Source organism: Lentimicrobiaceae bacterium (assembly GCA_020636745.1).
Taxonomy (GTDB): domain Bacteria; phylum Bacteroidota; class Bacteroidia; order Bacteroidales; family Lentimicrobiaceae; genus Lentimicrobium.
Map to the genome: position 1 here is coordinate 113,331 of JACJXH010000001.1, position 14,910 is coordinate 128,240.

General features: G+C 41.7%; 11 protein-coding genes. 5 read left to right on the forward strand and 6 right to left on the reverse strand.

Annotated elements, in window-relative coordinates:
• Positions 1-37 precede the first annotated feature (37 nt).
• The 4 genes from H6541_00500 to H6541_00515 form a co-directional block, all read right to left on the reverse strand.
• On the reverse strand, positions 38-1,930 hold the full coding sequence (locus tag H6541_00500; protein ID MCB9014253.1) for an ABC-F family ATP-binding cassette domain-containing protein: 1,893 nt from the start codon (positions 1,928-1,930) through the stop codon (positions 38-40).
• A 121-nt stretch (positions 1,931-2,051) separates the two neighbouring features.
• Positions 2,052-2,243, reverse strand: coding sequence for a cold shock domain-containing protein (locus H6541_00505; GenBank protein ID MCB9014254.1), 192 nt, complete (start codon positions 2,241-2,243; stop codon positions 2,052-2,054).
• A gap of 600 nt (positions 2,244-2,843) precedes the next feature.
• Entirely contained in the window at positions 2,844-4,478 is a 1,635-nt protein-coding gene (gene pckA, locus H6541_00510) for a phosphoenolpyruvate carboxykinase (ATP) (protein MCB9014255.1), read from the reverse strand.
• A 178-nt stretch (positions 4,479-4,656) separates the two neighbouring features.
• Complete coding sequence (locus tag H6541_00515; protein ID MCB9014256.1) at positions 4,657-7,461, reverse strand: pyruvate, phosphate dikinase; 2,805 nt, start codon at positions 7,459-7,461, stop codon at positions 4,657-4,659.
• Positions 7,462-7,992: 531 nt separating this feature from the next.
• Between H6541_00515 and H6541_00520 the strand changes: the two genes are divergently transcribed.
• Positions 7,993-8,430, forward strand: coding sequence for a T9SS type A sorting domain-containing protein (locus tag H6541_00520; GenBank protein MCB9014257.1), 438 nt, complete (start codon positions 7,993-7,995; stop codon positions 8,428-8,430).
• Between the two features lie 182 nt (positions 8,431-8,612).
• Here H6541_00520 and H6541_00525 read toward each other — a convergent pair whose 3' ends face one another.
• A complete protein-coding gene (locus H6541_00525; GenBank protein MCB9014258.1) occupies positions 8,613-9,599 on the reverse strand; it encodes a DUF4476 domain-containing protein in 987 nt (328 codons plus the stop codon).
• Positions 9,600-9,829: 230 nt separating this feature from the next.
• A complete protein-coding gene (mtgA, locus tag H6541_00530) occupies positions 9,830-10,528 on the reverse strand; it encodes a monofunctional biosynthetic peptidoglycan transglycosylase (GenBank protein ID MCB9014259.1) in 699 nt (232 codons plus the stop codon).
• A 198-nt stretch (positions 10,529-10,726) separates the two neighbouring features.
• Between mtgA and H6541_00535 the strand changes: the two genes are divergently transcribed.
• The 4 genes from H6541_00535 to H6541_00550 all read left to right on the forward strand — a co-directional run bounded on the left by H6541_00535 (position 10,727) and on the right by H6541_00550 (position 14,852).
• Entirely contained in the window at positions 10,727-12,043 is a 1,317-nt protein-coding gene (locus tag H6541_00535) for a hypothetical protein (GenBank protein ID MCB9014260.1), read from the forward strand.
• 58 nt (positions 12,044-12,101) lie between these two features.
• Positions 12,102-13,439 (forward strand): saccharopine dehydrogenase NADP-binding domain-containing protein, encoded by a 1,338-nt coding sequence (locus H6541_00540; protein MCB9014261.1) that lies wholly within the window; start codon positions 12,102-12,104, stop codon positions 13,437-13,439.
• 182 nt (positions 13,440-13,621) lie between these two features.
• The gene (locus tag H6541_00545) at positions 13,622-14,353 is read left to right on the forward strand and encodes a TerB family tellurite resistance protein (GenBank protein MCB9014262.1); all 732 of its coding nucleotides are present in this window, start codon (positions 13,622-13,624) and stop codon (positions 14,351-14,353) included.
• Positions 14,322-14,852, forward strand: a complete 531-nt coding sequence (locus tag H6541_00550; protein ID MCB9014263.1) for a YkgJ family cysteine cluster protein — start codon at positions 14,322-14,324, stop codon at positions 14,850-14,852. The genes H6541_00545 and H6541_00550 overlap by 32 nt, the downstream gene beginning before the upstream one ends.
• Positions 14,853-14,910: the final 58 nt, after the last annotated feature.

Here is a 14,910-nt window from a genome sequence, read left to right on the forward strand (position 1 = left end):
AAAAATAAAAAGACCGGAACTTCCGGTCTTTTTATTTTTATTCAAACAGAACGCTTAATTCAAGCCAGCGATCGGTTTTCAGTTCTATTTCTTTTTCAATTGTTGCATAAGTTTTGGCAACTTCTTCAAATTCAGAAGGTGAATAAGCTCCGCTATTCATTTTTTCAATGATAGATTCTTTCTCAGCTTCCAGTTTGGGAATTTCGGCTTCCAATGCTTCAAATTCGGTTTTTTCCTTATAGGTTGGTTTTTTGGGCTTGTTATCAGATACGGTCTCTTTTGCCGGTTTTGAAGTAGTTATTGTTTTTTGTCTGGCAGCTTTGGCTTCTTCCGCAAGTTTCAGACGATAGAAATCGGTATAGTTGCCATAATAGTCTTTAATTTTGCCATCGCCTTCAAAAACAAAAACATGATCCACCAGCTTGTCCATAAAGTAGCGGTCATGTGATACAATAAGCAGGCATCCGCCAAAGTTCATTAAAAAATCTTCAAGCAGATTGAGTGTATGAATATCAAGATCATTGGTAGGCTCATCCAGAATCAGGAAGTTAGGGTTTTTAAGCAATTGCATGAGCAGAAAAAGCCGGCGCTTCTCACCGCCGCTCAGGCTTGAAAAATAGTTGTATTGTAGTGTATGATTGAAGTTAAAATGCGCGAGAAAGGCCGATGCAGAAATATAGCCTTTTCCCAGTGGCATTTCTTCGGCAATATCTTTGGCGATATCAATCACCCGCCTGTCTTCCTGAGGTTGAAATCCTTCCTGCGAATAGTAACCGAAAACAATGGTTTGTCCGGCACTTATCCGCCCCATGTCAGGGGCAAATTTGCCCATTATCATGTTGAGCAGGGTTGATTTTCCTGAACCGTTTTTGCCTATAATTCCGACCCTTTCTCCTTTTTTAAAGATGTAGGAGAAATTGTCGATGAGTTTGTTGTCGCCAAACGATTTAAAAATATTATTTACTTCCAGCACTTTACCACCGATTCTGGTCATTTTTACTTCCAGGGGGCCGGTATCTTTTTCAATTCGTTTGGAAGCTTTGTCCTGAATGTCATAAAAATTGTCAATACGGGCTTTTGATTTGGTAGTGCGGGCCTGTGGCATACGGCGCATCCAGTCCAGTTCTTTTCTGTAGAGCCCCCTGGCTTTTTCGGTTTCAGTCAGTTCAATGGCTTCCCGTTCAGCTTTTTTTTCAAGGAAGTATGAGTAATTTCCTTTGTAGCGATAAAGTTTGTTGTTGTCAAGTTCAAGAATTTCGTTGCAAACATTATCAAGAAAATACCTGTCGTGGGTAACAACAAGCAGACTCAGGCTTTGTCTTGAAAGGTACTCTTCAAGCCACTCTATCATCTCAATGTCGAGGTGGTTGGTGGGCTCATCCAGTATCAGAAGGTCAGTTTCTTCAATCAGGGCTTTGGCCAGCGATAGTTTTTTTCGCTGACCACCTGATAATTCACCAGTTTTCTGCTCCAGGTCAATAATTTTAAACCGGCTCAGGATTTCTTTTACCCTTGCTTCATAATCCCATCCACCCACCATTTCCATGGCATTGGTGCTTAATTCAAGCATGCGGTGAGCCTCGGCAGAGTCGTCGTGTTTAAGCCGGTTAAGGCTAAACTCGTAATCTCTGATGGCGCGCATAAACTCGTTTTCAGAATGGAAAAGCACATCAAAAACGGACTGGTTGTCATCCATCAATGGATTTTGAGGAAGATATGACCATCGTATGTCTTTTCTGAAAACAACCGAGCCGCTGTCAGGAAGATCTTTTCCGCTGATGATATTTAACAGGCTGCTTTTTCCGGCCCCGTTGCGTGCTATAAGGGCAACTTTGCTGCCCTGGTCAATTCCAAAGGTTATATCGCTGAAAAGTTCCTTTTCACCGTATGATTTGCTTAGTTTTTCAATTAAAAGGTAGTTCAATGCAATTTTTTTTGCAAAGATAGGATTATAGATGAAGTGTCATGCAATTTGGCGTACGTGTTTAAGATTATAGAAAAAGAGGCTGTTAGTTTATAACAGCCTCTTAAGAAGGAAATTGAAAAGAATACTAAACTTTTTTAACGTCTACAGCTTTCTTTCCTCTTTTGTCTTCTGCAATTTCGAAAGTAACAAGATCATTCTCATTTACTTTCTCAGTGAGGCCGGTTGCATGAACAAAAACATCATGTTGGGTTTCATCGTCGACAATAAAACCAAAACCTTTACGCTCATTGAAGAATTTAACTTTACCGGTAGGCATGATGATTGATATTTAGTGATTAGGTACACAAATGTAATAAAAAAAACAGTGAAATCAAATCAATAAAATACTATAAACCAATCATAATGAAGCGATATAGCCTGGTAAACCCAGGTTTTGTTGATGAGACATGCAAAAAGTTACGAATGCAGCTATTTTGTATCACAATAAAATTTATGATTCAAGTAGCCATCTGAAATTTACAGCAGCATCTTCAAATGAATGGCCGCAAATAATGAACTCAGGTTTAAATCCACTACATACAGCGGGCCGGTCGGGATGGTTAAATATTGCGCATTTTTTGTCAGGTAGCAGGTGAATACAGGGGGTCATGGCGGGTTTCCCTTCAGGCATACCCGGTATTGGAGAGCTGATAGAGGGAAATATGCAACATGCTCCGCAGCCTGAACGACATTCCATAAACATTTTTAATTAACAAAATGAGTGAAACTTTTGGCAACCCTGAGCAGGTTGAATCTATCGCGGGGTAGCGCCAGTATGAATCATTTCAATTATCAGAGGCCAAAATTAATCTTTTGGAAGAGAAAAGAACATAAAAAAAGGGAGCAAATGCTCCCTGAAATAAATTAGTGAAAAAGATTAAAGCTGAGGCCCTGCTGCTACCAAACTTTTCCCTTCTTCGTTGTCGGTGTATTTATCGAAGTTGTCAATAAACTTTTTAGAAAGGTCTTTGGCTTTTTCTTCCCATACAGAAGCTGTGGCGTATGTATCTCTGGGGTCGAGCACTCCAGGGTTTACGCCATGCAGTTGAGTGGGAACTTCAAGGTTAAAATACGGAATAACTTTGGTTGGTGCCTGATCGATTGAGCCATCAAGAATGGCGTCAATAATCGCGCGGGTATCCTTAATTGAAATGCGTTTCCCGGTGCCATTCCAGCCTGTATTGACGAGGTAAGCTTTTGCGCCGGATTTTTCCATGCGTTTTACAAGTTCTACGGCATATTTGGTAGGATGAAGTGTAAGAAAGGCATTTCCAAAGCATGCTGAGAAGGTAGGTTGTGGTGTGGTAACGCCACGTTCGGTTCCTGCTAACTTCGCTGTAAATCCAGAGAGGAAGTGATATTTGGTTTGAGCTGCTGTGAGTTTTGATACAGGAGGTAATACGCCAAAAGCATCAGCTGTGAGGAATATTACTTTTGAAGCATGTCCGGCTTTTGATACAGGTTTTACAATATTATCAATATGGTAAATCGGGTACGAAACACGTGTGTTTTCGGTTTTGGATGCATCGGCAAAGTCAATTGTACCGTCGGGGCGAACCACCAAATTTTCAAGTAAAGCATCGCGGCGGATTGCCCTGTAAATGTCAGGCTCGTTTTCGGCACTCAGGTTAATACACTTGGCATAGCAACCGCCTTCAAAGTTAAATACACCATCATCATCCCATCCATGTTCGTCGTCGCCGATAAGCGCCCGTTTGGGATCGGCAGAAAGGGTTGTTTTTCCGGTTCCGGAAAGACCGAAGAAAATGGCCACATCGCCTTCTTTGCCTACATTGGCACTACAATGCATGGCAGCAATATTTTGCAATGGCAAATAGTAATTCATCATTGAAAAAATACCTTTTTTCATTTCGCCACCATACCATGAGCCGCCAATAATCTGCATGCGCTCAGTAAGATTAAATGCAACGAAATTTTCAGAGTTCAGGCCTTGTTCTTTCCAATCCGGATTCACGGCCTTGGCTCCGTTAATCAGCACAAAATCAGGCTTAAAGTTTTTTAATTCTTCGTCAGATGGTCTGATAAACATGTTTTTTACAAAGTGTGCCTGCCAGGCTACTTCCATAATAAAACGCACACTCAGTCTAGACCCTTCATTAGCACCGGCAAAAGCATCTACCACATATAGCTTTTTGCCTGAGAGTTGTTTAATGACGATTTTTTTCAAATGCGACCAAATGTCGGGAGAGATTGGCTTATTGTCGTTTTTACCAATCGTAGACCACCAGACAGTATTTTCGCTGACAGCATCATGAACAATATACTTGTCTTTTGGAGAACGGCCGGTAAAAACTCCGGTGTCGACAGAAACAGCACCTGAATTGGTAAGTACACCTCTTTCAAAACCCTCGAGAGCAGGGTTCATTTCATGCTCAAATAATTGCTCGAATGTTGGATTATAAAAGATCTCTTCAACATTGGTGATGCCATACTGTGATAGATCAATGGTGTTTCCATTAACTTCAAACACGCTGTTTTTCTGACTTGTCATATGAATAGGATTGTTTAATTTTTAAAAGTATGAATGCATGCATCTAAATATGATTGAGTATGCTCTATGGCTGTATGCAATCGATTGCAAAAGTAAATAAATAATTAAATAATGCAAAAAGGGCAGCTTTTAAAAGCTGCCCTTTTTGCATTATTCAGAGATAAGAACTGAAAGGTAATTATTTCTTCTTATCTGATTTTTTGGCTTTTTTTGCCTTGGCGTCATCTTTAGAAGTTTTTGCAGAAGCAGCTTCTTCTTTGATTGCAGCCTGTGCGGCGGCCAAACGTGCAATGGGTACACGGTAAGGTGAACAACTTACGTAGTTCATGCCTGCAGTATGGCAGAATTCAACTGATGAAGGTTCGCCGCCATGTTCGCCACAGATACCTACTTTAAGGTTGGGTCTGGTGGTACGGCCGCGTTCAATTCCTAATTTTACCAATTGTCCAACGCCTTCCTGATCAAGAACCTGGAACGGGTCGTTTTTCAGAATGCCTTTTTCAAGATAAACCGGAAGGAATTTGCCTGCATCGTCTCTTGAGTAACCAAAGGTCATCTGGGTAAGGTCGTTGGTTCCGAATGAGAAGAATTCTGCTGATTCAGCAATTCTGTCGGCAATAAGCGCGGCTCTTGGAATTTCGATCATGGTACCACAGAGGTAGTCAATTTTATCATTGCGTTCAGCAAAAACCTTTGCAGCAGTTTCGCGTACAATGTTTTCCTGCATTTTCATTTCCTCAAGGGTTCCGGTAAGCGGAATCATGATTTCAGGAATGGCTTTGATGCCTTTTTTCTTAAGATTCAGGGCTGCTTCAATAATAGCGCGTGCCTGCATTTCCGAAATTTCAGGATAAGTATTTCCCAAACGGCAACCACGGTGACCAAGCATTGGGTTAAATTCAGCCAGATCGTGAACTTTTTGTTTAACCTCTTCAACAGAGATGCCCAGTTCTTTAGCCATTTCAAGCTGGTTAGCTTCTTCGTGAGGAACAAACTCATGTAAAGGCGGATCAAGTAAACGAACTGTTACAGGAAGATCCTGCATGGCTTCGAAGATGCCTTCAAAGTCGGCACGCTGAATAGGAAGGAGTTTTTCCAATCCTTTGCGGCGGCCTTCTTCGTCGTTAGCCAGAATCATTTCACGCATGGCTTTGATGCGATCGCCTTCAAAGAACATATGCTCGGTGCGGCAAAGACCAATACCTTTGGCGCCGAAGTTACGGGCAACGATTGAATCGTGAGGTGTGTCAGCATTGGTGCGAACCAGCATTCTTGAATATTTGTCAGCCAGTTTCATCAGTTTGCCAAAATCGCCGCTTAATTCAGGATCTTTGGTTGTGATTTTACCTTCATAAACTTCGCCGGTGCTACCGTTAAGTGAAATCCAGTCGCCTTCTTTGTGTTTAACGCCGTCAATAGTGAGTGTGCGGGCTTTGTAGTCAATTTTAATAGTGCCGGCACCTGAAATACAGCATTTGCCCATTCCGCGGGCAACAACGGCAGCGTGTGAGGTCATACCTCCGCGAGCGGTAAGAATACCTTCGGCCACGTTCATTCCTTTCAAATCCTCCGGAGAGGTTTCGATACGAACCAGTACTACTTTATGTCCGTCAGCAACCCATTTTTCTGCTTCGTCAGCAAAAAATACGATTTGTCCGGTAGCGCCTCCCGGGGAAGCAGGTAATCCTTTAGCAAGAACTTTGGCAGATTTAACAGAAGCCGGGTCAAATACAGGGTGAAGCAGCTCGTCAAGTTTAGCTGGCTCGCAGCGGAGAATTGCTTCTTTTTCGCTGATGATGCCTTGTTTGAGCATATCCATGGCGATTTTTACCATGGCAGCACCGGTGCGTTTTCCATTACGGGTCTGAAGCATCCATAATTTGCCATCCTGAATGGTGAATTCAAGATCCTGCATGTCGCGGTAGTGGTCTTCAAGTTTCTGCTGTGTTTCAAGCAATTCTTTGTAAATAGCTGGCATGGCTTCTTCCAGCGATGGGAAGTTGGCAGCACGGTCTTTTTCAGAAACATTGGCAAGTTTTGCCCAACGTTTTGAACCTTCTTTGGTAATTTGCTGTGGTGTGCGAATACCGGCAACCACATCTTCTCCCTGAGCATTGATCAGGTATTCTCCGTTGAAAAGGTCTTCACCGGTTCCGGCATCGCGGGTAAATGCAACACCAGTACCTGAATTGAGGCCCATATTTCCGAAAACCATCGCTTGTACGTTAACGGCTGTTCCCCATTCGGCAGGGATATTGTTAAGCTTGCGATAGTAGATAGCGCGCTCATTCATCCAGCTGTCAAATACAGCCATAACCGAACCCCAGAGCTGTTCCCATGGGTCAACCGGGAAATCGTGACCGGTAACTTCTTTTACTGCTTTTTTGAAACGTTTAACGAGCTCTTTCAGATCGTCAACGGTAAATTCGGTATCAAGTTCAATCCCTTTTTCTTCTTTCATGTGTTCCATGATTTCTTCGAAAGGATCGATATCTTCTTTGGAGGCAGGTTTCATTCCCAGAACCACATCGCCGAACATCTGTACAAAACGGCGGTATGAGTCCCATGCAAAGCGCTCATTGCCTGATTTTTTTGCAATTCCGTCAACAGCTTCGTCGTTCAGACCAAGATTTAATACGGTATCCATCATACCTGGCATAGAAGCACGGGCCCCTGAGCGAACGGACAGTAAAAGAGGGTTCTTTTTATCGCCGAATTTAGCGCCCATGATCTTCTCAACATACTTCACAGCTGCTTCCACTTCGGGGCGAATCATTTCAACTGCCTTTTCGCGGCCAAGCTGGTTGTATGCGGTACAAACTTCGGTAGTGATGGTGAATCCCGGAGGAACAGGAACCCCGATGAGGTTCATTTCAGCAAGGTTAGCACCTTTACCACCGAGCAGGTTTTTCATACTGGCATCACCTTCGGCTTTTTTGTCGCCAAATGTGTAAACCGATTTTCTGGTCTTTTCTTTTCCCATTGTTACTTAGGTTTATCTGATTTAAATGAATATTGTCAGGTCTGATTTTATGCAGGTTAGGCCTGCAAAAAGACGGGTGCAAAGGTACAAAAAAATATTTTTCGCGACATTGTAAATACTTGCAACCTGTTTTATTTTTAATTGGTTTTTACTTAGTGGCCGGGTATTGTATTCACTGTTTTGATTAATTTATTGGCTGTTAAAGGCAAATGATTGTTTACTGCCAACCAGATTATGTAAGGCAGGGCCTGTCTTTTGTAGCTTGAATCCTCTATACTTCACAAATTTTTGCTACACAACTAAAAAGCGAACATGTTTGGTGAGGTAAGCTTTGAATTAAACTGAATTAATGGGTGGGGGCAGAGTTATCTTGTACACCACGAACCAAATGGAAGCATCATCAGGCAGAAAGAGATAATAATCGCAGGACATGGGTTATATCCTTACAAATATGTTATTAATAGCAATAACGATATAGTTGTTATTGGAAATGGTATCGGAGCATCTTACTCTGAATCAATTATTTATGGAATGAATATGGAAGGCGATAGCCTGTGGACGAGAATAAGAAATTATACTGAAGGTAATACTCCATTTAGTATCGCTTTATGTAATGACGGCGGTTATATTATCAGCGGAGGACAGCAAGTAAACGGATTCAACCAGCCATTCCTGCTTAAAACTGATCCCTGGGGTGGCAATAGCGGTGTGGGAATAAGTGAAAATGATACTCAATATATTCTAAAAGTCTACCCCAATCCCGCTAAAGACTATATAAAATTTGAAACCCAGAATATCCCAAATGAAATAATTTCAGTTTCAGATATTTATGGGCGCGAAATTGCAAAAGTACCTGTAACCGGCGAAAAAACGTTATGGGATACCCGTGAGGTAAAACCTGGGCTGTATGTGTACAGTATTGAATTGAATAAAACAACAAACTCAGGTAAGATTGTGATAATGCGGTAAGGCTGAAACTCAGTTAAAAGTTAAAAATAACAACTAACAGTTTGAAGCAGGAGTATAGTTCTGGGTTTTTAAACTTACGGTGTTTTGGAATATTTGGTAATTAATTTTGGTATTACTTTTTATAAAGCAAAGGCCGGAGTCATTTGATTCCGGCCTTTTTAATTATCTGATTTTGGTGAAAATTATCGGCGATATCCGTTCATATAATCATTTAGTTCCTCAATGCTTGATTCAAAAGTAAAAGCATCGTTTAACCGGTAATAATTGCCAATGTCATAAGTGTATCCATAGGCATATTTAGCCAGTTCGAGGCGGGTATCCTCAAAGGTAAAGAGCAGCATGATTTCCTTCACCTGGTCGCTCAACAGGCAATTTGAAGATATGACCTGCTTTGCGATGGTTAATCGCGTATCGTCGAACGATTTGCTGGCAATGGATTGTTTTACACTCTGGAAATCTCCCGGATGCATTGGATAAGGACAACCAACAGGACCATTGTAGCCTGGCATTACATATGTTTGCTGCATCTGTTGTGTAGGCGGTGCCTGCTGATATCCACCGGTTGTGGTTGTGGTGGAGTAGGATGTGGTAGTTTGTGTTGTAGTAACCTGCGATCCGGTATTGATGCTTCCTCCATTAACATTCATATTGAAATTGACTCCCAGCTCAGGGTCGTTGATATTGATACCCATCGATACATTTCCCTCTTGAGGCTCGGCATATGTATCAGTTACTGTAGTTGTTGTCTGGGTGTAAGTTACAGGAGCGGCGGGGGCTGCCTGTGTGGTGTAAACAACAACCTGCTGGCCGGGCGCAGGTGGTAATGCCTGCGCAATGGGCACTTCGTTCATCCAGCGAACCACATATTCGTTTTTGTTGTTGCGTTTTACCGAAAAAGTGGTTTCGTAACCCTGATTAAACATCAGGTTTTTGTCAATTTCGCCCAATGCCGGGTCGTCAAATATTACTTTAAGTTTATAGTTGGGGGCAATCAGATCTGTAACTTTTACATTGGTTTCTGGTGTGGGGTTTTGCCTGATCCCGTTCAGGATAACTGTAAACCTTTCACCTTGTTCGGTAAAAAATACTAGATTTGATTTAAGCTGGGCAAAGCTGCTTAGTTGAAGCAGGGCTGCCAGTAAAAGCAGAAGTGGTAGCTTTTTTCTCATGTTCGTCAGTGGTTTGTTTGTGTCAAAATCATTCTTTTAAAATTGTTGAATCAAATAAAGGATGCAAATGAATGAAGAAACCGATGTTGTTTAAGGTATTGTGTACCGGCCTCATGGAATTGTATGCCGGCATTTTCGAAAATTCAAAAATAATGCCAGCTAATTTACTTTCCATGGCGGCGCTGTAATTTGGAATTAATCTGTATAGGGAAGGTGTTTGATGATTGGAACTAAAACTCTACTTTCCCAATTCTGCTCATAGCCCGCATAATGCGCTGTTGTTTTTGCTGTATGTAACTGGTCGGATGTGCCGGGCTCCAGCGGCGCGGATTGGGCAGAACGGCAGCAATCAGGGCTGCTTCTGCCTTACTCAGGTCGGATGCCGGTTTTTTGAAATAAAGTTGCGAGGCCATTTCAACACCATAAATGCCATCGCCCATCTCAATCACATTCAGGTAAACCTCCATAATTCGCCGTTTGCCCCAGAATATTTCAATCAAACCGGTAAAGTAAACTTCCATTCCTTTTCTTAGCCAGGTGCGATCGGGCCATAAAAATACGTTTTTGGCAGTTTGCTGCGAAATGGTGCTGGCACCTATCAGGCGTTTCCGCTTTTTATTGAGTTCCCGAGCTTTTTTTACAGCTTCGAAATCAATGCCATTGTGCATCAAAAAGTTATTGTCTTCTGATGCCACCACAGCCTGAATCATGTTGGGCGAAATATCTTCTAAAGGTATCCAATCCTTCGATAGTTTGGTTTTTTCACCGTCCGACCATTGCTCAATCAGCCTTATCATCATCAAGGGCGTAGCCGGAGGACGCACAAACCTGTAAATAATAGTTACAGCTATGGTTGAAATAATGAAGAAAAATACAATCAACCGGAGCAGTTTGAGCAATTTGCGAAAGACGGACTTTTTGGTTGACATACCTGTAACTTGCAATGTGGAATCTTTTGCAAACCTAACAAAATATTTTTTTCTATCATGCCCTGTTTTTAAGTTGATTTTTTCTTTTTTTTACCATAGCATTTGAATTTACCACAGGGGAAATGATGTTATAATGGACTAATTTTCTTATGTTTGTTATCTTATCGTTATATAAATCTCTCATTTAACATAAATATTATGAGTAAATTTATCGGAATCCGCCATGAAGACAAGTATGCAATGGAAAGACGTGCGCCCCTTACTCCCCGTCATGTTGGGCGTTTAATAAAGGAAAAGCAACTCGACATTGTTGTTCAGGCATCTGCTAAAAGAATTTTCGATGACAAGGAGTATTTGGAAGCGGGGGCTAAGGTTTCCGAAAATCTGGATGATTGCAGTATTATTCTTGGAGTCAAAGAAATTCCGGTTTCATTCTTTCAGCCCGATAAAACTTATGTGTTTTTTTCGCATGTAATTAAAGGACAAGCACAAAATATGCCCATGCTAAAAAGAATGATGGATTTAAAGTGCAATTTGATTGATTACGAAAAGATTGTGGATGAACAGGGGAGGCGTCTTATTTTCTTTGGTCGGTATGCCGGTTTTGCCGGAATGATTAATTCGTTGTGGGCGCTTGGGGTCAGATTAAAGGAATATGGTTTTGACACGCCTTTTCTAAGAATACAACAAGCCCATTTTTATCATTCGCTTGATGAAGCCAAAAAACTTATTTCAGAGGTTGGGCAGGAGATTGCCGAACAGGGAATGCCAGCTGCGCTCCGGCCCTTTACTGTTGGTTTTACCGGTTATGGGAATGTTTCGCAGGGCGCTCAGGAGATATTAGGTCTGCTTCCTGTTAAAGAGATTTCGCCCGAAAAGCTTTTAAACCTCAGCAGCCGCAATCTGTTGCCCGATAATTTAATCTATAAAATCGTTTTTAAGGAGGAGCATCTTTCGGCGCATAACGATGGCCTGTTATTTGAATTGCATAACTATTACAAAGAGCCCGAAAAATATCACAGTGTTTTCGAGCAATATATCCCTCATCTTTCGCTATTGATGAATTGTATGTATTGGGATATGAGATACCCCAGGATTGTTACAAAAGACTACCTGGAAAAAGCCTTTCAATCAGGCCGGCCGAAACTTTCGGTTATCGGAGATGTTTCTTGCGATATAAATGGAAGTATTGAAATTACACACAAAGGAACCGAAATAGAAAATCCTGTTTTTATTTATAATCCCGCAACAAGATTACCTGTTATGGGTTTTAAAGGAGAAGGTATGATGGTGATGGCGGTTGATATTTTGCCTAGTGAACTGCCCCGCGATTCTTCAGCCGGTTTTGCAGATGCTCTTTTTAATTTTGTGAAGCATATAGCCGATTGCGATTTTCATGAACCTTATGACGATCTTGAACTGCCACGTGCAATTAAAAAAGCATTGATTCTGCATAATGGTAAGCTTACGGCTGACTATAATTATCTTCAGCAATTTATCGATAAACTTGCCTGAAATATTATGCTAAAGCTCAAGTAATCGGTAATAAATAATGAAATAACGATATTCAGAAATGGAAAAGATATTAATTCTTGGTGCCGGGCTTGTGGCCAGGCCTCTTATCAGGCATTTGCTCGGAAAAGGATACCGATTGACTGTGGCTGATATTTTGCAACATAAAGCTGCTGAACTTATTGAAAATCATCCAAATGCAGTGGCTATTGCCTTAAATGTGCATGATGAATCCGCACTTGGCGAATGTATTGAACAACATGATTTGGTCGTAAGTTTGCTGCCCTATATGTTTCATGTTCAGGTAGCCAGACTTTGTGTGGCCCTTCGCCGTAACATGGTTACCACCTCGTATGTAAAACCTGAAATGGAGGCGCTTGATATTCCTGCCAAAGAAGCGGGTATTGTTATATTGAACGAAATGGGGCTCGACCCGGGAATTGATCATATGTCGGCGATGAGGGTTATTGATCATATTCATGCAAGAGGTGGAAAAGTTGAAGAGTTTTATAGTGTTTGTGGCGCATTGCCTGCGCCGGAAGCGGCTACAAATCCATTCAGGTATAAGTTTTCGTGGAGCCCTAAAGGGGTTGTTATGGCGGGTAATAATGATGCAAGGTTTCTGAAAAATGGCGGGGAAGTTCTTGTTCCGACAGCCCAGTTGTTCAGAAATCCCCTGACTATCAACTTTAGCAGTGTGGGCAATCTTGATATTTATCCTAACCGTGACTCCATTTCATATATCAGCATTTATGGAATTCCGGAAGTTAAGAACATGATGCGCGGAACATTCAGGTTTCCTGGCTGGTGCGAAATTATGGATGCCTTAAAACGTTTAAACCTGATTTCATACGATAAGATTGATTTAACTGATCTTACCTTTGCTCAACTTGTGGCTCGCCAGATAGGTGCTGAAAATGAGGGGAATATAAAAGCAATGGTGGCCGGATATCTGAGTGTGCCTGAAGATTCAGTTGCTATTCAAGCGATGGAATGGTTGGGGCTTTTTGAAAACAAGCCTATGCTCAGAAATGTTGATTCTGCATTTGAGGTAACCAGTGATTTGATGATTGACAAAATGCAACTTGAGACCTTTGAGCGCGACATGGTGGTTATGCAGCATACTTTTGTGGCTGCTTATGCCAATGGTTCAAAAGAAGTAATACGTTCAAGAATGCTTGATTATGGCTCGCCAGCCACTGATACGTCCATCGCCCGCACAGTTGCTTTGCCCGCTGCCATCGCTGCTGAAATGATTCTTAAAGGAGAAATAACTGTTAAGGGTGTTTTCAGGCCTGTTATCCCCGAAATTTATCAACCTGTTCTGAGTGAGCTTGAAAAGCTCAATATAAGCATGCGGGAGGAGTTTGGATTGCCTTTAAGTGAAAATATTGTATAGGCCTGCATTTACTTTTATAATTTTGCAAACTGGCTGCATTCAATAATTATGGGATGCTGCCAGTTATTTTTTTTGCATGGCAGGAACATTGAGAGGCTTTTTATGAAATCAGTATGTGCTTTTTATACAAGCTTCTTTTTTAGAATTCAAACAAGATAAACTTCTTAATTATTATTGATTTTATGGCTTTTACAAGATTTGGCAAATGGATTGGTGGCGGTCTGGGCTGGGCGCTTGGCGGACCAATAGGAGGTATTCTGGGCTTTGTTTTTGGTTCGATGTTCGATAGTATGCAAAGTGGGGATTATGAGCATAAAGGATTTACTCCCACGCAGGAAGGCGACTTCAAGGTGAGCCTTTTGGTGATGATTGCAGCCATCATGAAAGCCGATGGAAAAATCCTGAAATCAGAGTTGTCTTTTGTAAAACAGTTTTTACTTGCCCAGTTTGGTGAAACAGAAGCTGAGCGTTTGCTATTGCTTTTGCGCGAAATTCTGAGGCAGGAACTTGAAGTGGATGAAATTTGCGAACAGATACAGGAAAATATGGAGTATCCATCGCGTTTACAATTGGTGCATTTTCTTTTTGGTGTTGCCTCTGCCGATGGAGAGCCGCATCCGGCTGAAGCCGAAGTACTCAAAAGGATGTGTTTGCATATGGGTATCAGGCAAAATGACTTTAATTCCATTCAGGCCATGTTCATCAAGGATACTACCAGTGCTTACAAAATCCTTGAAATTACACCAGATGCCACTGATGAAGAAGTAAAAAAAGCATATCGCAAAATGGCGTTAAAATATCATCCCGACAAGGTAACACACCTTGGAGAAGATGTGCAGAAGGCGGCCAAAGAGAAGTTTCAACAGTTGAATGCAGCATACAATGAAATCAAGCAACAGAGAGGATTTAACTAAACTGTCTGTTAAGCTAAGTGATATTCCGCGGCCCGGCGAACTTAAATCACTTGTGGCGGTTAACCGGAAGTTGCTTGAAAAAACCACGCAGAAACTTGCTAAGTTTAATCCACGCGAACTTGATAAAGTTGTGCATTCTTTGCATCATGATGCCTTTGAAGTTTTTGACTGCCTCTTATGTGCTAACTGTTGCCGGAGTATCAGTCCGGCTATGAGTCACAATGATGTGGCGCAACTTTCGCTGAAACTTAAAATGAGGCCTTCGGAGATTGTTACCAGGCACTTGCAGATGGATGAAGATGGCGATTATGTGTTTACTTCTGCTCCGTGCCCTTTTATTGATGGGGAGAATTATTGCCATGTATACAGTCATCGTCCCAGGGCATGCAGTGAATACCCGCACACCAACCGGGCCCGGTTCTATCAACTGTTAAAGCTGTCATTGAAAAATGCTGAAATTTGTCCGGTGGTTTATGCTATTCTGATGAAACTGAGCTAATGTTTATCATTGTTTTTGCACACGGTTCTCAAGTAAATGAAGCCGGAATAAGGTACGG

Coding starts and splice junctions, on each gene's coding strand:
- H6541_00505 (MCB9014254.1), bottom strand. CDS start 2,243: ATGCCTACCGGTAAAGTTAAATTCTTCAATGAGCGTAAAGGTTTTGGT.
- H6541_00540 (MCB9014261.1), top strand. CDS start 12,102: ATGGAAAAGATATTAATTCTTGGTGCCGGGCTTGTGGCCAGGCCTCTT.
- pckA (MCB9014255.1), bottom strand. CDS start 4,478: ATGACAAGTCAGAAAAACAGCGTGTTTGAAGTTAATGGAAACACCATT.
- H6541_00525 (MCB9014258.1), bottom strand. CDS start 9,599: ATGAGAAAAAAGCTACCACTTCTGCTTTTACTGGCAGCCCTGCTTCAA.
- H6541_00535 (MCB9014260.1), top strand. CDS start 10,727: ATGAGTAAATTTATCGGAATCCGCCATGAAGACAAGTATGCAATGGAA.
- H6541_00520 (MCB9014257.1), top strand. CDS start 7,993: ATGAATATGGAAGGCGATAGCCTGTGGACGAGAATAAGAAATTATACT.
- mtgA (MCB9014259.1), bottom strand. CDS start 10,528: ATGTCAACCAAAAAGTCCGTCTTTCGCAAATTGCTCAAACTGCTCCGG.
- H6541_00550 (MCB9014263.1), top strand. CDS start 14,322: ATGAAATCAAGCAACAGAGAGGATTTAACTAAACTGTCTGTTAAGCTA.
- H6541_00515 (MCB9014256.1), bottom strand. CDS start 7,461: ATGGGAAAAGAAAAGACCAGAAAATCGGTTTACACATTTGGCGACAAA.
- H6541_00545 (MCB9014262.1), top strand. CDS start 13,622: ATGGCTTTTACAAGATTTGGCAAATGGATTGGTGGCGGTCTGGGCTGG.